The organism is Microbacterium sp. CFBP 13617, from assembly GCF_014839445.1.
GTDB lineage: Bacteria > Actinomycetota > Actinomycetes > Actinomycetales > Microbacteriaceae > Microbacterium.
The window spans coordinates 200,818-224,232 of record NZ_JACYNW010000003.1 but is presented as its reverse complement, the minus strand read 5'-3'; the positions used below and the strand labels follow the sequence as shown (position 1 = coordinate 224,232).

Genomic DNA, 23,415 nt, shown 5'->3' with positions numbered 1-23,415 from the left:
GGGCGTCTCAGGCGGCGTCGTGGGCGGGGACGGCCGAGGCGACGGCCTCGTCGACCGTGCGGTGCGTGAAGGTGAAGCCGTCGTTCTCGAGGGCGGTCGGACGCACGTCGGCGTCAGAGGTCAGCAGCGCCTCGGTGGCGTCGGCGCCGAGAGCGAGCTTGACGCCCCAGATCGGGGCGCGCAGGGCGTAGGGCCGGTTCATGCGTCGGGCGAGGGCGAACCCCAGATCGTTGGCGGTCGCCCGCGTGGGACCGGTGAGGTTGACCGGGCCGTCGAGGTCGGAGTCGATGACGTGCCGAATGGCGCGCACCTCGTCTTCGAGCGTGATCCACGGCCACACCTGAGTGCCGCGGCCGATGGGACCCGAGATGCCGAGCTTGGTGAGCAGCAGCAGGGGCTTGAGTACCCCCTGCTCGTGCACGACGGGAGCCGTGCGCAGGAACGCGACGCGCGCCTTGTCGCCCGCTCCGCGCGCCGCGGCCTCCCATTCGACGCAGATGTCGACGAGCAGACCCCGACCCGACCGAGAGGTCTCGGTCAGTACGACGCCGGGCTGCGAGCCGTAGAACCCGGTGGCACTCGCGTTGATCAGGGCCGGAGCGTCGTCGCCCAACGCGCGTACGGCCGCGGCGAGGGTGCGCGTCGGCGTGACGCGCGACCACAGCAGCTGGCTCTTGTACGACGGCGTCCAGGGGAAGTGCCCGATCGATGCGCCGTTCAGGCACACGACCGCGTCGGCTCCGGCCAGCACGTCGGGATCGAGCGGGGCGGCGTTCTGGAGCCACTGCACCTCGTTCGCGTCGCGTGGCTCGTGTCGGACGAGAGCGGTGACCTCGACGCCGTCGGAGCGCAGCGAATCGGCCAGAGCGGAGCCGATGAGGCCCGACGCGCCGGCGATGACGACGCGTCGGGCCGAAGACTCAGGCAAGCGTGGCCTCGAGGGTGATGTCGATGCCCGCGAGCGCCTGCGACACGGGGCAGTTGGCCTTCGCATCGGCGGCGATCTTCTCGAACGTCGCGGCGTCGAGACCGGGCACGACGGCGTTGACGTTCAGGTGGCTGCCGGTGATGCCGGTGCCGGGCTTGAACGTGATCGACGCGGTGGCGTCGACCGACTCGGGAGGGGTGCCGTTCTCGGCGAGGGCGTTCGACAGCGCCATGCTGAAGCACGCCGAGTGCGCACCGGCGAGAAGCTCTTCGGGGGTCGTGACCGAGTTCGACCCCTCGCTGCGGGCCTTCCAGTTCACACCGAAGGTGCCGATGCCGGACGAGGTGAACGTCACCTCACCCGAACCTTCGAACAGGCTGCCCTTCCAGGCGGTGGCTGCTTCGCTCGTGACGGCCATGGGGACCTCCATCATCACGCGCGGTCCGGAGCGACCGCGACGCGGCCAGCCTAACGAGGGTCTGTCACACCGCTCGGGTCTTGACAGCCTCCGCGAAGGTGGCTGTCAGGCGGATGCCGTGCCCCGGCGCCCGATGAGGCCGACGCGCTGCAGAACGAGGTAGAGCTGGCAACCGAGGCACAGCCCGAACGCGGCGTTGAGGAAGGCGGCGACGAAGGCCATGGCGGCGGCGATCGGCAGGGCCCAGGGGACCCCGGCGAGGTGCAGGACGAGACCGACCGCGGTGACGAACAGGCCGACGCCCTGGGCGAACCGCGGGGGACGCGGGTCTTCGAACTCGGTCGGCGGCGACAGGCGCGGTCGGACGACCCGGCGGAAGAGCACACCCCAGGGGGCGGTGCGCGGGGAGGCGACCCCCCAGACGAACAGCAGGGCGATGACGAGCAGCAGGAGGAAGCCGGGGTCGACGATCCGCGCGCCGACCGAGACCTGCGGCAGCAGCCAGGTGCCGGGGGACGACGTCTCGTGCGCCGTCGCGACGCCGATCAGGCTGAGCACCGTGGCGATCAGCAACAGGACGGCGGTGATCGACGCGGCGAACCGGGGGCCGCGGACGTCGATGCGGGCGTTCTCAGACATGCGGGGCCTCTTCGTGCAGACGATCGAGTTCGGTTTCGACGACGGCGCGGGTCGGTGCGCCGGCGATACGGGTGCGGATGGTGCCGGTGCGGTCGAGCACGAGGGTCGTGGGGGTCTGGAGCACGCGGAACCGCTGGGCGAGGTCGGGGCGATGGGTGAGATCGACGTCGAGGTGGCGGACACCGGTGCGCTCGTCGGCGACCGCCGACAACAGGCGATGGACGCCCGGGCAGCGCGAGCACAACTCGGTGCTGAACTGCAGAAGGGTCGCGTCCTCGCCCAGGGGGCCCGTGCCGAGCGTGCGCGGGTCGATCGACTCGGCGGAGTCGACGGCGCGGACGCGCCCCTGACCGCGCCGCAGGAGCAGGCCCACCGCGGCGGTCGCCGCGAGAAGCGCGGCGGCGATCACGAGGGCGAGGGTCAGGTCCACGATCGTCAACGGTAGCCGCCGCCACCGACACCGGGGCGGATGAGTCGTCGCGTGACGGGAGTACCCCTCCTCCCCAGATAGCGGATGTCCGCGATGCCGTACGGGCAGGGTCGTCGCGGGCCCCGCGCGGGTATCGTGAAGCGCGTGACCGCCGACATCCTCACCCCGTACGAAGACCTGCTGCGCGACGTGTTCGAGAACGGCACGCACAAGTCCGATCGCACCGGCACCGGCACCACGAGCGTCTTCGGCCGACAGATCCGGTTCGATCTCGCCGACGGGTTCCCTCTCATCACGACCAAGCGCGTGCACCTCAAGTCGATCGTGTACGAGCTGTTGTGGTTCCTGCGCGGTGAGTCCAACGTCGGCTGGCTGAAAGAGAACGGCGTCTCGATCTGGGACGAATGGGCCGACGCCGACGGCGAGCTCGGACCCGTGTACGGCGTGCAGTGGCGCTCCTGGCCCACCGCCGACGGCGGCACGATCGATCAGATCGCACAGGTCGTCGAGCAGATCCGGCGGGACCCCGACTCCCGTCGCCTGATCGTGTCGGCGTGGAATCCCGCCGACATCCCCGACATGGCTCTCGCGCCGTGCCACGCGCTGTTCCAGTTCTCGGTCGCCGACGGCAAGCTGTCGTGCCAGCTCTATCAGCGCAGCGCCGACATGTTCCTGGGGGTGCCCTTCAACATCGCCTCCTACGCGCTGTTGACCCTGATGGTCGCTCAGCAGACCGGCCTGGAGCCCGGCGAGTTCATCTGGACGGGCGGCGACTGCCACGTCTACGACAACCACCGCGCGCAGGTGCAGGAGCAGCTCACGCGGGAGCCGTACGCCCTGCCCACGCTGCGATTCGCTCGCACGCCCGACTCGATCTTCGACTACCGCTACGACGACGTGATCGTCGAGGGCTACCAGCACCACCCCGCCATCAGGGGAGCCGTCGCGGTATGACCTCGATCGGGCTCGTCTGGGCCGAGGCCCACGGCGGCGTCATCGGCGCCGACGGAGGAATGCCCTGGCACGTCCCCGAAGACCTCGCGCACTTCCGCGAGGTCACCGGGTCGTCCGACGTCATCATGGGTCGGCGTACGTGGGAATCGCTCCCGCCGCGCTTCCGGCCGCTGCCCGGCCGGCGCAACATCGTGGTCACGCGCTCCGACGACTGGTCCGCCGAGGGTGCCGATCGCGCGGGGTCGCTCGACGCAGCACTCGACCGCGCCGAGGGAGAGCGTGCGTGGGTCATCGGGGGCGGGCAGCTCTACGCCGAGGCGATCGGCCACGCCGACCGCATCGAGCTCACCCGTCTCGACGTCGCCGTCGACGGGGACACCCACGCTCCGAGCCTCGACGGATGGTCGCTGGCCGCCGCCACCCCTGTCGAGGGATGGCACGTGTCGCGCAGCGGCATCCGGTACCGCTTCGAGACCTACGAGCGCCGGGGCGCCTGAGATGACGCGCACCGCTCTCATCACGGGCGCGAGCTCCGGTCTGGGCGCGGAGTTCGCCCGTCAGCTCGCCGCGCGCGGCGCCGACGTCGTGCTCGTGGGCCGCAATCGCGAGGCACTCGAGGCCGTCGCCGCCGACGTGCGTGCCGCGCACGGCGTCGGGGTCGAGGTCGTCGTCGCCGACCTTCTCGACGACGACGCCGTGGCCCTCGTCGAGAGGCGGGTGGCCGCGGGCGTCGACATCCTCGTCAACAATGCCGGTTTCGGACTCGACCTCGCGTTCGACGAGAACGCCGTCGACGACGAGGTGCGTCACCTGCGTCTGCACGTCGAGGTCGCCCTGCGTCTCACGCACGCCGCGCTGCCGGCGATGCTCGCGCGGGGGAGTGGACGCATCGTCAACGTCGCCTCGGTGGCGGGTTTCGTGCCGCGCGGCACCTACGGCGCGGCGAAGGGGTGGCTGATCTCCTTCAGCCGCTGGGCCAACGTCGCCTACCGTAAGCGGGGCGTCAGCGTCACCGCGGTGTGCCCGGGGTTCGTGCACACGAACTTCCACGAGCGTCTGGGCTTGCCTCCCGGCGAAGAGGGGGTGCCGCCGGGAATGTGGTTGACGGCCACAGACGTCGTGCGCGAAGGACTCCGCGATGCCGCGCGCGGACGCGCGGTGTCGGTGCCGTCGCTGCGGTACAAGGCGCTGGTCGCCGCGTCGCGGCTGCTGCCCGACGGGCTGGTCGTGCGCGCCGCCGCCCGAGGGCGCTGAAACTCCCTGAGCCGCGGCCGGCTCGGGCCACCGCGACGGCCGGGTCGCTGCTCAGCGGAAGCGTCCCAGGTGGATGCCGGCGAACGCGAGGGCGGCGATCGTCTCGCCGTCCGAGACGGTGCCGTCGGCCACGAGGGCCAGCAGCTCCGCGAACGGGATCCATCGCACCTGGTCGATCCCCTCCTCGTGCTGGGACGCCTTGGCATCCGTCGTCTCGAGACCCCGCGCGAGGTACACATGCTCCGGGGCGTCGGCGATGCCGTTGAGGGCGTTCATGCGGCCGAGGTAGTGCCACTCGGATGCCGTGACCCCGGTCTCCTCGAGGAGTTCCCGCTTCGCGGCCTCGAGCGGATCCTCGCCGTCGGAGCCGCCCGCGGGCACTTCGAGCGAACGCCCGGTCGTGTAGCGCTCGAGCTCGATGACGCACACGCGCTCGTCGTCGTCGAGGGCGATCACGAACACCGCCGGGTGCTGCACGCGGACGACCCCGTAGATGCCGTCGCCGTGGGGACCCGTCACCTCGTCTTCGCGCACGTGGATCCAGCGGTTCTCGTAGACGGTGCGCGATGCGCGGGTGGTCCAGGCCATGAGGTCACCCTACGGCGCGGCTCGTGTCGTGGTTCAGGTGCAGGAGCGGGCTGAGAGCGACGGCTCCATTCGCCACACCTGTGCGCACGCGCACCAGCGATCATGCATATCGACCGCCCACCGCGCCCCCCCCGCCCGCCGGGCAGACGGGGCGGGCGGGCGGGCTGTTATCCACAGCCGCGCCCGGAGGTGCGCGAGCGCGGGTCGCGCTCGGGCACGCTGCACGAGTGCGCACATCCACGGCCATCGAACTCGTGGCGCGAGCCGGGGGCGTGATGCGGCGTGCCGACCTGATCCGCTGCGGTGCCACGCATGCCGACGTCCGCCGCTTCGTGCGAGGCGAGGTGTTCGAACGCCTGCGCGACGGCGTGCTCGCCCTGCCCGAGACCGATCCGCTCGTCGCGACGGCGGCGATGCACGGCGGATCCGTCGCGTGCGCCTCCGCCCTCCGCCGGTACGGGGTCTGGTTGTGGGAGGACGATGCGCGCGTCCACGTGTGGCTGGGCACCTCGGGTCGCCGCCACGGTCATCCCGGATGCCGGTGCGTCAACCACCACGATGCCGGGACTGCCTCGTTCGGTGTCGTGTCGATCGTTCAGGCTCTCGTGCAAGTGGCGACCTGCCTCGGAGACGAGGTCTTCTTCGCCGCCTTCGAGTCCGCATGGCGCAAGGGGCTGATCGATCGTGCACAACGGGCCGAAGTGAGGGCGGGACTGCGCGCTGGACGACGATGGCTCGTCGATCTCGCGCGTTCCGATGCCGACAGCGGCCTCGAGTCGATCCTTCGGCTGCGGTTGAGTCGTCTCGGCATCCGCCTGGAGAGTCAGGTACGCATTCCCGGCGTCGGCGTGGTCGATTTCCTGCTCGACGGGCGGATCATCCTGGAGGTCGATGGCCGCGAGAATCATGACGGGGTGTCGCTGCGGCACAAAGATCTGCGCCGGGACGCGATTGCCGCGGCGCAGGGCTTCGAGACCTTGCGCTTCGACTACGCGATGGTGCTGCACGAATGGCATCTGGTGGAGGCGGCGGTCCTGGCGCGCCGCGCACACGCGCGCGGTGGTCGGTATGCATGACCGGCATCATGCAGCAGGGGCAGTTCGACGCCCGATGTTCACTGCTGCCCCACCGATCATGCAGATGGACGCCGCGGAGAGCGGGCCGCGAACCGATATCCTGGGTGCATGACGCACTCCGGCAATCCCTTCGGTCAGGTGCTCGTCGCGCTCATCACCCCGATGACCGCCGACGGCGAAGTCGACTGGCCCGCCGTCGAGAAGCACATGGACGACGTCATCACCGCGGGCGCCGACGGCATCGTCGTCACCGGCACCACCGGTGAGACCTCCACCCTGACCGACCCCGAGAAGCTGCGTCTGGTCGAGGTCGGCAAAGACGTCTCGGCGGGCCGCGCCAAGATCCTCACGGGCGGCGGGTCCAACGAGACCGCGCACGCGATCGAGCTCTACAAGGCCAGTGAGAAGGCCGGCGCCGACGGCATCATGATCGTCACGCCGTACTACAACAAGCCCACCCAGGCCGGCATCCTGACGCACTTCCGTCTCGTCGCCGACGCGACCGACCTCCCGGTGATCCTGTACGACATCCCCGGCCGCACCGGTGTGCCCATCAAGTACGAGACGATCCTGCGCCTGGCGAAGCACCCCAACATCCTCGCGATCAAAGACGCCAAGGGCGACTTCAGCGAGGTCAGCCGGGTGCTCAATCAGACCGACCTCATGTACTTCTCGGGTGACGACGCCAACGTGCTGCCGCACCTGTCGATCGGTGCGAGCGGGCTCATCGGCGTGACGGCCAACATCGCCGCCGCGCCTTACCGCACGATCGTGGATGCCGTGAACGCCGGCGATCTCGCCACGGCCACCGCCGCACACCGGGGCCTCGAGCCGCTCGTGCGCGCCGTCATGACGCACGTGCCCGGCACGGTCGCCGCGAAGTACATCCTGCACGGCCTCGGGCGCATCGCCAGCCCGCGCGTGCGCCTGCCCCTGGTCGGTCCCGAAGAGTGGGAGGCCGCGGTGATCGAAGACGAGCTCGCCCTGGTCGCCGACGTCGCGGGTGCCGACTTCTCAAACTTCCGCCCCGACCGCAACGCGGCCGCCGGCGGTGCCCTGCCGAAGGTGCACGGCACCACGAGATAGACATGGGCGTCCGCCGATCCGCGGCCTGGGACGCCACACGAGGGGATGCCACGCGGTGGCATCCGAGGAGGCACTTATGCCCACGACTGTTTACGATCCCCCCGCACTCGCGCCCGGCACGCTGCGCGTGGTCCCGCTCGGCGGTCTCGGCGAGGTCGGACGCAACATGACCGTCTTCGAGTACGAGGGCAAGCTGCTCGTCGTCGACTGCGGCGTGCTGTTCCCCGAGGAGCACCAGCCCGGCGTCGACCTGATCCTGCCCGACTTCGAGCCGATCAGGCACCGTCTCGACGACATCGTCGGCGTCGTCCTGACGCACGGACACGAAGACCACATCGGCGCGGTTCCCTACCTGCTCAAGCTCAAGGGCGACATCCCCCTCATCGGGTCGGGACTCACGCTGGCGCTGATCGAGGCGAAGCTCAAAGAGCACCGCATCCGCCCCTACACCCTGACGGTGAAAGAGGGGCAGCACGAGAAGGTCGGGCCCTTCGACCTCGAGTTCATCGCGGTGAACCACTCCATCCCCGACGCGCTCGCCGTGGCGATCCGCACGCCCGCCGGCCTCGTGCTCGCCACCGGCGACTTCAAGATGGATCAGCTTCCGCTCGACGGCCGCATCACCGACCTGCGCGCGTTCGCCCGCCTGGGCGAAGAGGGCGTCGACCTGTTCCTCGTCGATTCCACCAACGCCGACGTCCCCGGGTTCACGCCCACCGAGCGGGCCATCGGTCCGGTGCTCGATCAGGTCATCGCGCGCGCTCCGCGCCGCGTGGTCGTCGCCAGCTTCTCGAGCCACGTGCACCGCGTGCAGCAGGTGCTCGACGCCGCGCACGCGAACGGTCGGCGCGTGGCGCTGCTGGGTCGCAGCATGGTGCGCAACATGGGCATCGCCGCCGACCTCGGGTACCTCAACGTCCCCGACGGCGTGCTGATCGACTACAAGAAGGCCCGCGACCTGCCCGACGACAAGATCGTCTACATGTCGACCGGTTCGCAGGGCGAGCCCATGGCCGTGCTCAGCCGCATGGCCAACCTCGACCACGCGATCGAGCCGGGCGAGGGCGACACGATCATCCTGGCATCCAGCCAGATCCCGGGGAACGAGAACGCGATCTACCGCGTGATCGACGGGCTGACCAAGCTCGGCGCGACCGTCGTGCACAAGGGCAACGCCAAGGTGCACGTGTCGGGTCACGCCGCCGCGGGCGAGCTGCTGTACTGCTACAACATCCTCAAGCCCAAGAACGTCCTGCCCGTGCACGGCGAGTACCGCCACCTCATGGCCAACGCGAAGCTCGCGCGCGAGACCGGGATCCCCGAAGAGAACACGATCCTCGGCGAGAACGGCACGGTCGTCGACCTGCGCGACGGCGTCGCCCGCGTGGTCGGTCAGATCGACATCGGCTTCGTCTACGTCGACGGCTCGTCGGTGGGCGAGATCACGGATGCCGACCTCAAGGACCGTCGCATCCTGGGCGAGGAGGGCTTCATCTCGGTGATCGTCGTCGTCGACTCGGCGACCGGCAAGATCATCTCGGGTCCCGAGATCCACGCCCGTGGTTTCGCGGAAGACGACAAGGTCTTCGACAGCGTCAAGCCCAAGATCGCCGCGGCCCTGGCCGAAGCCGCCAAGTCGGGCGTCCGGGACAACCACGCGTTGCAGCAGGTCGTGCGCCGCACGATCGGTCGCTGGGTCAACCAGTCGCTGCGCCGTCGGCCGATGATCGTGCCGATGGTCATCGAGGCCTGATCCGCATTCCGAAGCGCCGCCGGACGACCCTCGGGTTCGCCGGCGGCGCTTCGTCGATTCACCCGGCGCGGGAGCGGCGCGCCGCCGCTATCATTCGGGCATGCCCGGTCTCCCGATCCGCGCGGCCGTCGCCTCCGACGGCGCCTTCCTCGCCGACATGACGGTCGAGGCCGCCCTGTGGCGCGCGGGAGCGGCACGTGCTCGTCACGAGATCGTGAGCAGCCCCGAGTACCGCCGGTACATCGCGGGATGGATGCGTCCCGGAGACGCCGGCTTCATCGCCGAGTCGCCCGGGGGAGAAGCCGTCGGCGCGGCCTGGTACCGGATGCTGCCGCGCGACGAACCCGGATTCGGATGGGTGGGCACCGGGGTGCCCGAGCTGATCATCGGCGTCCGGCCGGTCTGGCGTGCCCACGGCGTCGGGCGCGCGCTCCTGCAGCGCCTCGTCGATCAGGCCCGTGCGCAGGGCTACGCCCGGATCAGCCTCAGCGTCGAGCGCGGGAACTACGCCGTCAGCCTGTACCGATCCGAGGGCTTCGCGGTCACGCGCCCCGGGATCGGACGCGACGTGATGGTGAAGCGCCTGGGCTGAACCCCGCGTCGGTGCGGGCGAATGTCGGGGGTCCCGCCTACCGTGGAGGCATGGCTCGCAGTTCGTCCCCCACCGGCGGTCGCGCCCCCGCGAAGGGGTCTCCGCGATCGAAAGCCTCGGCTCCGGCGCCGAAGCGCTACGTCGACGAGCCCGAGAAGCCCTCGGCCGCCGTCCGCGCCTGGATGGCGCTCGCCCACGGGGTGGGCGGGATGTTCCGCACCTTCGGCCCCGAGAACCTCGAGCGGGATCAGCGTCGAGACGGCTTCCCGTTCTTCCTCGTCGTGCTCGCCGTCGTCGGTGCCGTCGTGGAATGGTTCTTCATCGGGACCGAGGCGGCGGCGCTGATCAGCGCGTACAGCTTCGGGCTCCTCTTCGGGCGTGTCGCCTTCGTGCTCCCCGTGCTGTTGCTGCTTCTGGCGGGATGGCTCTTCCGGCATCCCTCCTCTGTCCACGACAACGGCCGGGTCGGCATCGGCTTCGGCCTGTTCGTCGTCACCGTGTCGGGCTTCTGTCACGTCGCGGGTGGCCGACCAGCCCCCAACGAGGGCGGACCGCCGGTCCTCAGCCGCGCCGGGGGGATCGCCGGCTGGATCGTCGGAGAACCGCTCACCCTGCTGACCGAGGTGGGGGCGTTCATCGCGCTGTCCCTGCTGGCCGTGCTCAGCATCCTCATCCTCACCAAGACACCGCCCAACCGCATCGGCCGCCGCCTCGGCGACCTCTACGCCTGGATGTTCGGCGCCGAGCGCGTCGAGCGCGACACGACCACCAAGGCGCTCCCCGTCGACGACCACGACGACGAGCCGGCCGAGAAGTCGCTGCCCTGGTGGCGGCGCAACAAGTCCGGTCGCGAAGAAGACGCCGACGGCGCCCTGGGGTCGGACGACCTCACCACCCTGCTCAGCCCCGGCACCACGCAGGGCGGCTTCGAATCCGCCGTCGTGGCACCTGAGCCCGTCACCGCCCCCCTTCGTCCGCCCGTCCCGTCGACCCCCGCGCCCGATGCCCTCACCGAGGTGTTCGACGCGCGCGCCCTGGCCGGAGCCGTGGCTGGTCGAGGGCTGCACGACGACTCGCCCGTCGACGACGCACCCGACCACGATCTGCCCGGCATCTCGGGCCTCGGCGGCGACAATGCGGGGGCCCCGCCCGCGGCGAACTACCGTCTGCCGGCGGTCACCGCGTTGGCCGCCGGAACCCCGCCGAAGGCCCGTTCGGCCGCCAACGACGCGGTCGTCAAGGCCATCGAGAGCGTCCTCGAGCAGTTCAAGGTCGACGCCCGGGTGACGGGCTTCTCGCGCGGCCCCACGGTCACGCAGTACGAGATCGAGGTCGGACACGGTGTGAAGGTGGAGCGCATCACCGCGCTCACCAACAACATCGCCTACGCCGTCGCCTCCAACGAAGTGCGGATCCTCGCCCCCATCCCCGGCAAGAGCGCGATCGGTGTCGAGATCCCCAACGCCGACCGCGAGATCGTCACGCTCGGCGACATCCTGCGCTCCGATGCGGCGACGTCGTCCACGCACCCGATGACGATCGGCGTCGGCAAGGACGTCGGTGGGGGATTCGTCGTGGCGAACCTCGCGAAGATGCCCCACCTCCTGGTGGCCGGTTCCACCGGATCCGGAAAGTCGAGCTTCGTCAACTCGATGATCACGAGCCTGCTGATGCGGGCCAAGCCCTCCGACGTGCGCATGGTGCTCATCGACCCCAAGCGCGTCGAGCTGACCTCGTACGCCGGCGTTCCGCACCTCATCACGCCCATCATCACGAACCCCAAGAAGGCCGCCGAAGCGCTGCAGTGGGTCGTGAAAGAGATGGACATGCGTTACGACGACCTCGCATCGTTCGGCTTCCGTCACATCGACGACTTCAACAAGGCCGTCGTCAACAACGAGATCACGCTGCCCGCGGGCAGCGAGCGGGTGCTCAAGCCGTACCCGTACCTGCTCGTGGTCGTCGACGAGCTCGCCGACCTCATGATGGTGGCGCCCCGCGACGTCGAGGACTCCATCGTGCGCATCACGCAGCTCGCCCGCGCGAGCGGCATCCACCTCGTGCTCGCCACACAGCGTCCGTCGGTCGACGTGGTCACCGGTCTCATCAAGGCCAACGTGCCCTCGCGTCTCGCGTTCGCCGTGACGAGCGTCACCGACTCCCGCGTCATCCTCGACCAGCCGGGCGCCGACCGTCTCATCGGTCAGGGCGACGGGCTCTTCCTGCCGATGGGGGCCTCGAAGGCCGTCCGCGTGCAGGGGGCGTGGGTCAGCGAGCAAGAGATCGAGAAGGTCGTCGCGCACGTCACCCAGCAGGCGCGGCCCGAGTACCGGTCCGACGTGCAGGTGGCCGCCGAGAAGAAAGAGATCGACGCCGACATCGGCGACGACCTCGAGCTGCTGCTCGCTGCGGCGGAGCTCGTGGTCTCGACGCAGTTCGGGTCGACCTCGATGTTGCAGCGCAAGCTCCGCGTCGGCTTCGCGAAGGCCGGCCGCCTGATGGACCTGCTCGAATCCCGAGAGATCGTGGGACCGTCCGAGGGATCGAAGGCCCGCGACGTGCTCGTCACCAACGAGCAGCTTCCCGCGGTGATCGCTCGTCTGCGCGGCGACGACGCCCCGTCGGCACCCGCGGCGGCAGCGGCTCCGTCGGCGGCATCGGCCCTCGCCGATGACGACCGCTACGGTACCGATGCCATCGCGTCTCAGTACGATGGCCTCCCGGTCGTCGAGAGCGACGACGACGAAGGCTCGGAAGACGCCTGGCAGCTGACAGGACGCGACTGATGGCAGTGCACCCCCAACTCCCCAACGCGATCACCATCGCGCGCATCCTGTGCGCGCCGGTGTTCCTGTGGTTGCTGCTGGCCGATGACGGACGGGGCGGAGGACTCCGGTGGGGGGCCGCGGTCGTCTTCATCGTGGCGATCGCGACCGACGGCATCGACGGGTACATCGCCCGTCGGTACGACATCGTCAGCGATCTCGGCAAACTCCTCGATCCGATCGCCGACAAGGCCCTGACGGGCGTGGCCTTCGTCGGTCTGTCTCTGCTCGGCGAACTGCCCTGGTGGGTGACGATCATCGTGCTGATCCGAGAGGTCGGCATCACGATCTACCGCTTCATCGTCGTCAGCGACCACGTGCTGGCGGCCGCGTGGATGGGCAAGCTGAAGACCGTGGCCCAGGCCGTGGCGCTCTCGATCGCGTTGGTTCCGTTCGCCGGTCTGTCCGACGCGAGCGCGTGGCAGGACACCGTCTGGTGGGTGAGCGTGATCACCATGACGATCGCGGTCGTGCTGACCATCGCCTCGGGCCTCGATTACGTCGTCACCGAGATCAGAGCGGCGCGCAAGGGCCGAGTCGCCCGATGATCGACGGCGTTCCCGAGGACTTCGACGAGACCTTCGTCCGAGACCCTCGTGAGAGTGCGGCGTCGTTGATCGAGCGGCTGGTGGAGCTGGGGTGGACCGTCGCGGTCGCCGAGTCGCTCACGGGTGGGCTCGTGGTGTCGTCGCTGGTCGATGTGCCGGGGGCGTCACGCGTCGTGCGGGGCGGAGTCGTCGCGTACGCGACCGATCTGAAGCACAGCGTGCTGGGCGTCGATGCGGCTCTGCTCGAGGCGCACGGGGCCGTGCATCCCCGCGTAGCGCGCCAGATGGCTCGCGGTGTCCGTGACGTGCTCGGCATCGATGGCGCGGCGGCTCAGGTGGGGATCGCGACCACCGGCGTCGCCGGTCCCGACGAGCAAGACGGACAACCGGTGGGTACCGTGCATATCGCCGTCTCCACGCCCCTGGGAACGCGAGTCGACTCGCTCGTGATCGCGGGAGATCGTGATCGCATCCGTCACGAGACGGCCCACCAGGCGATCCGACGGGCTCTGGCGGCGCTGTGACGGCGACTCGCGACCGGACGCCGAGACCGTCTGCGAGCCGTCGCGAGAACCCGCCCGAATTCGCGGGAACAAATGGTCGCACATCCCGGTTTCGTCTATCGATTCCCATCCGGTGCACAGCGCGCGGCATTAGGGTGACACAGACGGTGTTTACAGTTGTCCACCCGGACAGCGACGGAATCAGCAGTGAGGAGGGCCCGAAATGATCCTGGTTCGTCAAGAGATCGGCGAAGTCCTGCGTGACCTCCGCCAGCAGAAGGGTCGCACCCTCCGCCAGGTCGCGAGCCGCGCGAGCGTGGCCCTCGGGTACCTCAGCGAAGTCGAGCGTGGCCAGAAAGAGGCGTCGAGCGAGATCCTCGCCTCGGTGGCCGAGGCCCTCGACGTTCCCATCTCCACCATCATGCGCGAAGTCGGAGACCGACTTTCCGTCCTCGAGGGGCTCCAGACGTTCCCCGACGTCGTTCCCGACGAGCTCGTCGCATCGGTCGAACCCGAGCTCTCGCTGCGCTGAGCAGCCGACTCGTCGTCTTCCATGCGTCGTAGCGAGTTCGATCGCGCCGTGGCAGATGAATTCGGCGCACGCGGCGGCTCTCTGCTGACCGACCTCGTCCTGTCCGCGGTCGGCGGCCGCACGAGCGTCGACGCATTGGCGGCGGGAGTCGACCCGCGCGACGTCTGGCTGGCGTTGTGTGCCGAGACCGACGTGCCCGCCGACCGTCGGTACGGCGTCGGACGCCTCGAGCCGCGACGACACTGAGGTTTCGGGAGTCGGACACGCCGGGCGCGGCGGTCATCGAATCTTCGTTCGATTGTCGGTAGGCTTCTTCACAAGAGCGATTGCGACGCGTTCATCCCCATCGGGGAGGTTCTCCTCCGCCAATGTCGGAGGCCCTCCCTAACGTGGACAACGTCGAACGACACTCTGAACGCCTTGTCGGGCAGCCCCATCGTCGATGGGGAGCGCGACAGCCTATAGGCGACCGGAACGCGAGCAGAAAGAAGACGTCATGCCCTCACCCGCAGAGCGCGAAAAGGCCCTCGAGTCAGCCCTTGCCCAGATCGACCGGCAGTTCGGAAAAGGCTCGGTCATGCGCCTGGGCAGCGACGACCGTGCGCCCATCGCGACCATCTCCACCGGTTCCGTCGCCCTCGACGTCGCTCTGGGGATCGGCGGACTGCCCCGCGGTCGCATCATCGAGATCTACGGCCCGGAGTCCTCGGGTAAGACCACGCTGACCCTGCACGCGATCGCCAACGCGCAGCGCGCCGGCGGCATCGCCGCGTTCATCGACGCCGAGCACGCGCTCGACCCCGAGTACGCCAAGAAGCTCGGCGTCGACATCGACGCGCTGCTGGTCTCGCAGCCCGACACCGGTGAGCAGGCGCTCGAGATCGCCGACATGCTGATCCGTTCCGGAGCCATCGACCTCGTCGTCATCGACTCGGTCGCCGCTCTCGTGCCCGAGGCCGAAATCAAGGGCGAGATGGGCGACTCGCACGTCGGTCTGCAGGCTCGACTGATGTCGCAGGCGCTGCGCAAGCTCACGGGTGGGCTCAACACCACCAACACGACCATGATCTTCATCAACCAGCTGCGCGAGAAGATCGGTGTGTTCTTCGGCTCGCCCGAGACGACCGCCGGGGGTAAGGCGCTGAAGTTCTACGCGTCGGTTCGCCTCGACATCCGTCGTATCGAGACGCTCAAGGACGGCACCGAGGCAGTCGGAAACCGCACGCGCGTCAAGGTCGTGAAGAACAAGATGGCTCCGCCGTTCAAGCAGGCAGAGTTCGACATTCTGTACGGCGTGGGCATCTCGCGAGAGGGCAGCTTGATCGACTTCGGTGTCGAGCACGGCATCGTCAAGAAGTCCGGGGCCTGGTACACCTACGACGGCGAGCAGCTGGGTCAGGGTAAAGAGAACGCCCGAAACTTCCTGATCAAGAACCCCGACATCGCCGGAGACATCGAGACGAAGATCAAGAACAAGACGGGCATCGGCGCACCTCCCGTTGTTGCCGAAGCTCCCGCTGACGACGAGCTGGCTGCCCGCCGCCCGGCCTGATGACGGAACACGAATCGGGTTCTGGTCTTCGTCCGTTCAGACGGGCGGGCGGCGACCAGAACCCCGACGATATCGACGACCGAGGGCTCGGCGCCGTCGACTCGGGCTCCGTCGGTGAGGTCGCGTCGAGCGACGAGGCCTCGCTCGGCGTCGACGACGCACGGGGTGCGCGGCCCGCGCTGCGCGCCCTGGACGACGACACCCTCGCTCCCGTCATCCCGCTCTTCGGAAACGGCGGAGCGAAATCGGCTCCGCACCCCTCGCGAGGCGCATCGGACGACGCTCCCGCCGGATCGTCGTCCTGGCGCGACCGGAACGAGCACCCGGCGCAGCGCGGCTCACGAGGATCGAAACGAGGGTTGTCACGAGTCGACGACCCCGGCGGCGCCGACGAGGGGCTCGCCCCCGAAGAGGCTGCGCCGAGCCCCGACGAGATCCGCGAGCGCGCCGAATCCGTGTTGCTGCGCAAGCTGAACTCCCGCTCGCTGTCCTTGTCCGAGGCGCGGACGGTTCTGCGCGGTGTCGACGGTGTCGACGACGCGATCACGGCCGAGATCATCGATCACTTCCTCGACCTCCGTTATCTCGACGACGCCTCGTTCGCGGAGCAGCTGGCCATGTCGGCGACCGAACGCCGCGGGCAGGGTCGTCGTGCCGTGGCCGAGACTCTGCGCAAGCGCGGCATCTCGCGCGATGTCGCCGAGGCGACGATCGCCGAGATGCCCGACGACGACGCCGAGCGGGCGTTGGACTTCGCGCGATCGAAGGTGCGGTCGGTGGGCGGCAAAGACTTCGACACCGATCTGCGTCGCCTGGTCGGCCAGCTCGCGCGACGCGGTTACCCGTCATCGGTGGCGTTGACGGCGGCGCGGACGGCGCTCGACGAGGCCGGACTGGGTCGCGGTCGTTCGACGTTCCGGTCTTCGCCGTCCACGAGCGTTCGTTTCACACCCGACGACTGAGCCCTGCCCGTCGCCGGACGGGTCCCAGGCGCGGGGTGTCGGCGGGCCCGCTCACCGCACCCCCACGGGCGGGTCCGCTCACCGAACCCCCGGCGGGTCTGCTCACCAAACTCCCGACGGGTCTGCGCACCGCACCGCCGGCGGGCCCACTCACCGCACCCCGGGCGGGCCCGCACACCGCACCCCCCCCCCCCCCCGGGCGTGCCCGCTCACCGCACCCCGGGCGGCACAGGCACCACGCCGGCGGCCACCATGCGGCCCAGATCGCGTCGACTCGCTGCCCCCACCTTCAAGCGCGCCTGGTACACGTGCGATTCGACCGTGCGTACCGACAGGAACAGTCGCGTCGCGATCTCCCGGTTCGTCAGGCCCTCGACGACCAGCACGGCGATCTCGTGCTCGCGTCGGGTCAGTTCCTCGCCCGAGGCCAGGGCTGGGGAGTGCGCGGGGAGCCGCTCGATCCCTCCCGGTTCCGCCGACCGCTCGCCGTGATCCGCGGTCCACAGGTTGTGCAGGCGCAACTCGTCGACGGGAGTCGATTCCTCTTCCGCCGAACGGGCCGACAACCGCCGCACCGCCTCGGCGGCGAGGGGGAGGTCTGTGGTGGCGGCGAGCTGGATCAGTTCGTCGGTCTCTTCCCGGGTGGCTGCTCCCAGGGTCGACAGGCGGAAGAGGTCGCGGATCCGCAGCGCCGCGGCGGTCGTCCCGGCGGTCACTTCGGCCGCCGCGCGAGCGGTCGCCCGTGCCTCCTCGTCTCGCCCTTCGGCCGCGAGGATGGTCGTTTCGACGTACCGCATGCCGTGGAGGAGCATCGGGCTGGCTTCCAGGTCCAGACTCGCCAAAGAGGCGCGTGCCTCCTTCGTGCGCCCGCTCATCGCGAGTTCTTCGGCGACGCCGAGCTCGATCATCGCGGCGTTCGAATCCGTGACGGCGAGCGGCTGCCGGCCGAGCGCCGCCTCCAACTCCCGCTGCGACTCCACCGGTCGGCCCTCGCCGGCGAAGGCGATGGAGGCCGCAGCCCCCGCGAGCGTCAGCTCGGCGGCCCCGCCCTCACGTGCCGCGGTGTGCAGCTCTTCGTCGAGCCGCTGGCGCACGTCGTTTCCATCGGCCCCCGCCACCTGGTATCCGGCGAGCATGAACATCACGGCTGACAATCGGTCCTTGGCGGAGATCCCCGTGACCTTCTGGCGGGAATCCAAGAGTCTTTCCGCGGCGCGGTAGTACCGGTAGGCGGCGCTCCACCCGCCGCGAAAGGCCGCCGAGGTTCCGGCGGTGATGAGTGCGCGCAGACGCGCCTCGGACGACGCGGCCTGCACCGCCACGGCTTGAGCCGCGAGGTCGGCGGCCGCAGCACAGTCGAGGGCGTCGCCCGCTTGGCCGGATCGCACGAGCAAGACTTCGATCCGGGTGTCCGCGTCACCCTCGGCACGCGGGGCTGCGGAGTCCGGGGCGCTCGCGCGCCGTCGCGCGCGCAGCCGGGCGAGTCGCCGAAGGACGTCGCGATCCGACGCGTCGACGCCGGACTCGGAATCGCTCCATCCGCCGCTGGCCAGCACCGCCTCCAGTCGGAGGTCGGGGTGATCGTAGGCGCGCAGGCCCCGTGCGGCGTGTGCGGCCGCGTGAGCGGAATCGCCTCGATCGTTGGCGATCCTCGCCGCGTCGAGCGCGATCCGTGCGCGGACGAGGGGATCGACCTGCGGGGCGTCGGCCGACGAGGAACCGTCACGGTGCCACTTCTCGGCGACGTGGAGCGAGATCGGCAGGCTCCACCATTCGTCTGCCTCGGCCAGCATGCGCTCACAGGCGGCGTCGATGACCGCGCGCACGCACGCCGACCCGAGTTGGCGTTCGCCCTCGCGCGCGATGAGATCGTTCGCCGTGAGGCGCCGAGCCGGAGTGCCGTCGGCGTGCATCAGTCCGCCGGCCACCAGACCGTCGACGGTGTCGGCCGGGAACAGGCGTGTCGCCACGCTGAGCTCGAGGTGGGGGAGTCGGTGGACGACGGCGAGGCACATGAGGTCGTCGGGGGCGATGTCGGCGACGTGACTCTCGACAGCGACGGCCAGGCGGCTCTGCGGTGCGATGTTCTCGAGCGCGCGGAGGGGATCACGTCCCGCGGCCACGGCCGAGAGGGCCTCGAGAAGGAGGTGCCGCAGAAGCGTGCGGGAGCCGTCGGCGCGCCACACGAGCCCCGCGCGGGTGGCGCTGTCGAGAGCCTCGCTCCCGGGGAAGAGGGCCACGAGCTCCTCGGCGTCGACGGAGGTGAGTTCGCCGAGATCGATCCGCTTCGCGAAGCCGTCGTGCCACAGCCCCAGGGCGAGGCGCTGCGCGTCGGATTCTGCGGTGGGGCGGGCTGCCCGTGCCCGCGCGGTGCGCACGCCGATGAGGACGGTGACCCGCCGCGCGGCCGCCGCGCGGACGATCGCGGTCGTGGAGGCGGTATCGAGCGCGTCGACGTCGTCGACGATCACGATGGTGCGGGCGGAGTCGGGTGGCGGGCCGTCCCGCAGAGCGGCCGCCCGAGGATCGTCGCTGGCGTCGATCGCGCCGAACGGGATGTCGCTCAGGAGGGTGGACGGACGCAGCACGACGGGCGCAGACCCCCAGCGTTCGAGCTCGGCGGCGACGGTGCGGAGCAGGTAGCTCCGTCCACTTCCTCGTGGCCCCGCCACCACGAGAGAGGTCCCCTCTCGCAGTCGGGATGCCAGCGCGCCGGCATTCCTGTCTGCCCCCACGAGGGCTTTCGCCCACTCCCTCGATCGTTCTTTCCGCATGCCCATCTCCCCCCGGAAAAACCCGCAGGCGGACGGGTTATGGCGTAAGACCGAAAGGCTACCTACTGAGCGCAGCATCTTCCGGCCTCTATCCGCAGCGTATTGCGCCTTTTGCGCCGAAGGCGGCAGACAGGTAGTCCCCATCTCTCGAGACCAGTAGTGCCCCCCAGTAGTCTCCGGCGACGAAGGTCGCTCCGATCCTGTCCTCGTGGCGCCGAGATCCCGCCCGAGGCTCGTCCCGCCCCGGCGCTTAGACTTGCTCGCATCATGACGACCCCCGTTTCCTCCCCGACGCTCATCGCTCCCTCTCCCGCCGCACAGGGCGAGACGGGCGCCCGCACCTACGAGGTGCGCACCTTCGGATGCCAGATGAACGTCCACGATTCGGAGCGCCTGTCGGGATCGCTCGAGAGCGCGGGATACGTCCGCGCCGATGTCGGGTCCGAGGCCGACGTCGTCGTGATCAACACGTGCGCCGTGCGAGACAACGCCGCCGGCAAGCTGTACGGCACGTTGGGGCACCTGAAGTCCCGCAAGGACGCCCACGCGGGCATGCAGATCGCGGTCGGCGGGTGCCTGGCGCAGATGGACAAGGACGCCGTGCAGCAGAAGGCGCCGTGGGTCGATGTCGTCTTCGGCACGCACAACATGGGATCGCTGCCCGGAATGCTCGAGCGCGCCCGCCACAACGGCGAGGCCGAGCTCGAGATCCTCGAGTCGCTCGAGATCTTCCCCTCCACCCTGCCCACCAAGCGCGACTCGGTGCACAGCGGCTGGGTGTCGATCTCGGTGGGATGCAACAACACCTGCACGTTCTGCATCGTGCCGAGCCTGCGCGGCAAAGAGAAAGACCGTCGCCCCGGCGACATCCTGAACGAGATCCGCCTGCTGGTCGACGACGGTGCCATCGAGGTCACCCTCCTGGGCCAGAACGTCAATTCGTACGGCGTCGAATTCGGCGATCGTCTCGCCTTCGGCAAGCTCCTGCGCGCGGCCGGCGAGATCGAGGGCCTCGAGCGCATCCGGTTCACGAGCCCGCACCCCGCCGCGTTCACCGACGACGTCATCGCGGCGATGGCCGAGACGCCCGCCGTCATGCCGCAGTTGCACATGCCGTTGCAGTCCGGTTCCGACCGCGTGCTCAAGGCGATGCGCCGGTCCTACCGGAGCGAGAAGTTCCTCGGCATCCTGGACCGGGTGCGCGAGCGCATGCCGCACGCGGCCATCACGACCGACATCATCGTGGGCTTCCCCGGCGAGACCGAGGAGGACTTCCTCGAGACGTTGCGGGTCGTCGAGGCATCGAGGTTCGCGACCGCCTTTACGTTCCAGTACTCCATCCGCGAGGGGACGCCGGCGGCCACCATGCCCGACCAGGTCCCGAAGGCCGTCGTGCAGGAGCGCTACGAGCGGCTCATGGCGCTGCAGGACCGCATCGCGGCCGAAGAGAACCAGAAGCAGCTCGGACGCACGCTCGAGGTGCTCGTCTCGGCCGGCGAGGGCAAGAAGGACGCCGCGACGCACCGCCTCACCGGTCGCGCCGAAGACAATCGTCTCGTGCACTTCGAGGTGCCGGCGGGCTCTCCCGTCCCACGCCCCGGCGACGTGGTCTCGGTCACCGTGACGCACGCCGCGCCCTTCCACCTGCTGGCCGACGCGCCCGATGCCGCCCCCCTGCGCATCCGTCGGACGCGCGCGGGAGATGCCTGGGACCGTTCGCAGGCGGAGTCCTGCGGCGTCCCGGCGCCGGCGGGCGACGCCGCGACCCCGCGCGCGGTCTCGCTCGGTCTGCCGTCCCTGCGCGTCGGAGTGTGAGTTCCGCCGCGCCGCGCCTGTGGGCCGTCGTCGGGGCCACCGGCACCGGCAAGACGGGGCTCTCCCTCGATCTCGCCGAGGCCCTCGCCGCCCGCGGACGCGCGGCCGAGATCGTGAACGCCGACGCCATGCAGCTGTACCGGGGCATGGACATCGGGACCGCGAAACTCCCGGTCGGTGACCGACGCGGCATCGCGCATCACCTCTTCGACGCTCTCGCCGTGACCGACGAGGCGGCGGTGGCCTGGTATCAGGATGCCGCCCGCGCGGCGATCACCGAGATCCACGGGCGCGGAGCCGACGCGATCCTCGTGGGCGGCTCCGGCCTGTACGTCTCGGGAGTGCTGTGGGACTTCCGGTTCCCCCCGCGCGACGAGGCCGTCCGGGCGCGGCTCGAGGCGGAGCTCGACCGTCTCGGCGCGGGTGCACTGTACGCGCGCCTGCGCGAGGCCGATCCGGCTGCCGCCGAGCGCATCGATCCGCGCAACGGTCGCCGGGTGGTGCGGGCACTCGAGGTGCTGGCGCAGGGCGGCGAGACGCACGGCGGCGCCCTTCCCTCCGCGCCGGAGTTCTGGCATCCCGATACCCGGATCATCGCGACGACCGTCGACCGCGAGCAGCTCGTGCCGCTCCTCGACGCCCGCGTGGAGGGCATGTGGGCGGCCGGGATGCTCGACGAGGTGGAGCGGTTGCGCGGCGACGGGCTCGAGCGCGGGGTCACCGCCGCACGGGCGATCGGGTACGCACAGGCCCTCGCCCAGCTCCGCGGCGACCTGACACGAGACGAGGCGGTGGCCGAGACGCAAGCCCTCACTCGTCGGTACGCGCGGCGACAGGTGTCATGGTTCCGCCGCTACGCCGAGGCTCGGTGGGTCGACGCCCGCACCGTGGATGCCATGACCCTGGTGTCCGCGGGGGAGGTGGGGGAGTGAGCATCGTCGTGCGGAGCTTCGAGCTCGACGACGAGGACGCCGTCGTCGCCCTCTGGGAGGAGGCGGGTCTCACCCGACCGTGGAACGACCCCCGAGCCGACATCCGCCGCAAGCTCACGGTGCAGCCGGAGTTGTTCCTCGTGGCCGTCGACGGCGGCACGGTGGTCGGCAGCGTCATGTCGGGCTACGACGGCCATCGCGGATGGCTCTATTACCTGGCCGCGGCGGCGTCGCACCGCGGTCGAGGTGTCGGTCGCCTGCTCGTGGCCGAGGCGGAGCGGCTGCTCGAGGCGCTCGGCTGTCCGAAGGTGCAGCTCATGGTGCGTCCCGAGAACACGGGCGCCCGGGGCTTCTACGACGCTCTGGGGTACGAACCGTTCGAGACGTGGGCCACCGGGAAGAGGCTCGTCGTCGACGGACCGGGCGGACCGCCGCCACCCGGCTGAGCGCGGCGGTCTGCGTTCCCGGCGCGGGCCTCACGCGTCGGGCCCACGGGTCTATCGCCGACCCGCGCCCGCTCGTGTCAGTCCCGGACGGTGATGCCGCGGTCCGCGGCCAGGAGCGGGGCCAGCTGCTGCAGCTGCATCGACGAGATGGTCGCGCCTCGCAGCGCCGACAGACCCGCGAGGCCTTCCAGCTCGGCGCCGCGGAGGTCGGTGTGCTGCAGCGTCGCCTGCTCGACGATGAGCTGCGAGATCCGGGTGCCGTTCGCGGCGAAGCGGGTGACCCGGGACTGCCCCAGGTCGAGTTCGTCGATCGTGCAGTCGGTGAAGGCGACGTCTTGCAGGTGCGCCCCGCGCAGGTTCACGAATCCGAGTCGGCAGTTGACGAAATGCACGCCGTTCCAGGTCGACTCGTAGGCCTCGAGCGATCCCGTACGCGAACCCTCGATCTCGACGTCGCGCCACGTGGTCCGCGCCGACCGGACGATCGGCACGTCCCAGCCCGACAGCGCGGATTCGGACAGGTGCGCGTACCGCAGCGTGACCTCGGGCGCGCGGAGGCCTTCGATGCGGCACAGCGTCAGTTCCGCGCTCTCGAGGTCGAGACCGTCGATGCGGAGGTCGCGGAACGACAGCCCCTCCAGGGCCGCCCGGGGAGCGAGGGCCGCGGGCTCTCCCGGATCGAGATCGTCCAGCGGAGGGCGATCGAACGAGGGCGCGACCAGGGCGGGGGGCTTGGGCATGGGTCTCCTCGAAACGGACGGGGCGGAGGGCTGGGACAGCCTAGCGACCGCCGCGAGGAGCGCGTGCC

Annotated in this window: 24 protein-coding genes; 17 read left to right on the top strand and 7 right to left on the bottom strand. The window is 70.1% G+C overall.

Features of this window, described 5'->3' with window-relative positions; translation table 11 throughout:
- Positions 1-7 precede the first annotated feature (7 nt).
- The 4 genes from IFU40_RS09595 to IFU40_RS09580 all read right to left on the bottom strand — a co-directional run bounded on the left by IFU40_RS09595 (position 8) and on the right by IFU40_RS09580 (position 2,415).
- Positions 8-928, bottom strand: a complete 921-nt coding sequence (locus IFU40_RS09595; protein ID WP_191926180.1) for a TIGR01777 family oxidoreductase — start codon at positions 926-928, stop codon at positions 8-10.
- Positions 921-1,346: an OsmC family peroxiredoxin gene (locus IFU40_RS09590; protein WP_055835097.1), complete on the bottom strand. Its 426-nt coding sequence runs from the start codon at positions 1,344-1,346 to the stop codon at positions 921-923. The genes IFU40_RS09595 and IFU40_RS09590 overlap by 8 nt, the downstream gene beginning before the upstream one ends.
- Before the next feature lie 105 nt (positions 1,347-1,451).
- Positions 1,452-1,985, bottom strand: a complete 534-nt coding sequence (locus IFU40_RS09585; protein ID WP_070408226.1) for a DUF4395 domain-containing protein — start codon at positions 1,983-1,985, stop codon at positions 1,452-1,454.
- Entirely contained in the window at positions 1,978-2,415 is a 438-nt protein-coding gene (locus IFU40_RS09580; protein ID WP_055835104.1) for a TlpA family protein disulfide reductase, read from the bottom strand. The genes IFU40_RS09585 and IFU40_RS09580 overlap by 8 nt, the downstream gene beginning before the upstream one ends.
- Before the next feature lie 93 nt (positions 2,416-2,508).
- Between IFU40_RS09580 and IFU40_RS09575 the strand changes: the two genes are divergently transcribed.
- The 3 genes from IFU40_RS09575 to IFU40_RS09565 are packed head-to-tail and all read left to right on the top strand — an operon-like array spanning position 2,509 to position 4,623.
- Positions 2,509-3,369: a thymidylate synthase gene (locus IFU40_RS09575; RefSeq protein WP_249404162.1), complete on the top strand. Its 861-nt coding sequence runs from the start codon at positions 2,509-2,511 to the stop codon at positions 3,367-3,369.
- Positions 3,366-3,866: a dihydrofolate reductase gene (locus IFU40_RS09570; RefSeq protein ID WP_191926179.1), complete on the top strand. Its 501-nt coding sequence runs from the start codon at positions 3,366-3,368 to the stop codon at positions 3,864-3,866. Before IFU40_RS09575 ends, IFU40_RS09570 begins: the two co-directional genes overlap by 4 nt.
- A 1-nt stretch (position 3,867) precedes the next feature.
- Entirely contained in the window at positions 3,868-4,623 is a 756-nt protein-coding gene (locus tag IFU40_RS09565; RefSeq protein ID WP_191926178.1) for an SDR family NAD(P)-dependent oxidoreductase, read from the top strand.
- 51 nt (positions 4,624-4,674) lie between these two features.
- On the opposite strand, the gene IFU40_RS09560 is transcribed toward IFU40_RS09565, so the two are convergent.
- Entirely contained in the window at positions 4,675-5,211 is a 537-nt protein-coding gene (locus IFU40_RS09560; RefSeq protein WP_191926177.1) for an NUDIX domain-containing protein, read from the bottom strand.
- 275 nt (positions 5,212-5,486) lie between these two features.
- Here IFU40_RS09560 and IFU40_RS09555 point away from each other — a divergent pair, with 275 nt between their 5' ends.
- From IFU40_RS09555 to IFU40_RS09505, 11 genes are all read left to right on the top strand, one after another.
- Positions 5,487-6,287, top strand: coding sequence for an endonuclease domain-containing protein (locus IFU40_RS09555; protein WP_206754872.1), 801 nt, complete (start codon positions 5,487-5,489; stop codon positions 6,285-6,287).
- A 108-nt stretch (positions 6,288-6,395) separates the two neighbouring features.
- On the top strand, positions 6,396-7,373 hold the full coding sequence (gene dapA, locus IFU40_RS09550) for a 4-hydroxy-tetrahydrodipicolinate synthase (RefSeq protein WP_055937074.1): 978 nt from the start codon (positions 6,396-6,398) through the stop codon (positions 7,371-7,373).
- A gap of 76 nt (positions 7,374-7,449) precedes the next feature.
- On the top strand, positions 7,450-9,126 hold the full coding sequence (locus tag IFU40_RS09545; RefSeq protein ID WP_055835128.1) for a ribonuclease J: 1,677 nt from the start codon (positions 7,450-7,452) through the stop codon (positions 9,124-9,126).
- 100 nt (positions 9,127-9,226) lie between these two features.
- Positions 9,227-9,718 (top strand): GNAT family N-acetyltransferase, encoded by a 492-nt coding sequence (locus IFU40_RS09540; RefSeq protein ID WP_070408222.1) that lies wholly within the window; start codon positions 9,227-9,229, stop codon positions 9,716-9,718.
- 50 nt (positions 9,719-9,768) lie between these two features.
- Entirely contained in the window at positions 9,769-12,504 is a 2,736-nt protein-coding gene (locus IFU40_RS09535; protein WP_191926175.1) for an FtsK/SpoIIIE family DNA translocase, read from the top strand.
- Positions 12,504-13,091: a CDP-diacylglycerol--glycerol-3-phosphate 3-phosphatidyltransferase gene (gene pgsA / locus IFU40_RS09530; RefSeq protein ID WP_191926174.1), complete on the top strand. Its 588-nt coding sequence runs from the start codon at positions 12,504-12,506 to the stop codon at positions 13,089-13,091. The genes IFU40_RS09535 and pgsA overlap by 1 nt, the downstream gene beginning before the upstream one ends.
- Complete coding sequence (locus tag IFU40_RS09525) at positions 13,088-13,615, top strand: CinA family protein (protein WP_055835141.1); 528 nt, start codon at positions 13,088-13,090, stop codon at positions 13,613-13,615. The genes pgsA and IFU40_RS09525 overlap by 4 nt, the downstream gene beginning before the upstream one ends.
- Before the next feature lie 202 nt (positions 13,616-13,817).
- On the top strand, positions 13,818-14,126 hold the full coding sequence (locus tag IFU40_RS09520; RefSeq protein WP_055835145.1) for a helix-turn-helix domain-containing protein: 309 nt from the start codon (positions 13,818-13,820) through the stop codon (positions 14,124-14,126).
- 21 nt (positions 14,127-14,147) lie between these two features.
- On the top strand, positions 14,148-14,372 hold the full coding sequence (locus IFU40_RS09515) for a DUF3046 domain-containing protein (RefSeq protein WP_055835152.1): 225 nt from the start codon (positions 14,148-14,150) through the stop codon (positions 14,370-14,372).
- Between the two features lie 250 nt (positions 14,373-14,622).
- A complete protein-coding gene (gene recA / locus IFU40_RS09510) occupies positions 14,623-15,678 on the top strand; it encodes a recombinase RecA (protein WP_055835155.1) in 1,056 nt (351 codons plus the stop codon).
- Positions 15,678-16,640, top strand: coding sequence for a regulatory protein RecX (locus tag IFU40_RS09505; protein ID WP_191926173.1), 963 nt, complete (start codon positions 15,678-15,680; stop codon positions 16,638-16,640). The genes recA and IFU40_RS09505 overlap by 1 nt, the downstream gene beginning before the upstream one ends.
- A gap of 209 nt (positions 16,641-16,849) precedes the next feature.
- Here IFU40_RS09505 and IFU40_RS09500 read toward each other — a convergent pair whose 3' ends face one another.
- Positions 16,850-19,414, bottom strand: a complete 2,565-nt coding sequence (locus IFU40_RS09500; RefSeq protein WP_191926172.1) for a helix-turn-helix transcriptional regulator — start codon at positions 19,412-19,414, stop codon at positions 16,850-16,852.
- A 267-nt stretch (positions 19,415-19,681) separates the two neighbouring features.
- On the opposite strand from IFU40_RS09500, the gene miaB reads away from it, so the two are divergent.
- Genes miaB through IFU40_RS09485 form a run of 3 tightly spaced genes read left to right on the top strand, consistent with a single transcriptional unit; the run spans position 19,682 to position 22,607 of the window.
- Positions 19,682-21,229, top strand: coding sequence for a tRNA (N6-isopentenyl adenosine(37)-C2)-methylthiotransferase MiaB (gene miaB, locus IFU40_RS09495; protein WP_070408220.1), 1,548 nt, complete (start codon positions 19,682-19,684; stop codon positions 21,227-21,229).
- Positions 21,226-22,161 carry a tRNA (adenosine(37)-N6)-dimethylallyltransferase MiaA gene (miaA, locus tag IFU40_RS09490; RefSeq protein ID WP_191926171.1) on the top strand — a complete coding sequence of 312 codons (936 nt, stop codon included), beginning with the start codon at positions 21,226-21,228 and terminating at the stop codon, positions 22,159-22,161. Before miaB ends, miaA begins: the two co-directional genes overlap by 4 nt.
- On the top strand, positions 22,158-22,607 hold the full coding sequence (locus tag IFU40_RS09485; RefSeq protein WP_342343509.1) for a GNAT family acetyltransferase: 450 nt from the start codon (positions 22,158-22,160) through the stop codon (positions 22,605-22,607). Before miaA ends, IFU40_RS09485 begins: the two co-directional genes overlap by 4 nt.
- Before the next feature lie 77 nt (positions 22,608-22,684).
- On the opposite strand, the gene IFU40_RS09480 is transcribed toward IFU40_RS09485, so the two are convergent.
- Complete coding sequence (locus tag IFU40_RS09480) at positions 22,685-23,347, bottom strand: pentapeptide repeat-containing protein (protein WP_191926169.1); 663 nt, start codon at positions 23,345-23,347, stop codon at positions 22,685-22,687.
- Positions 23,348-23,415: the final 68 nt, after the last annotated feature.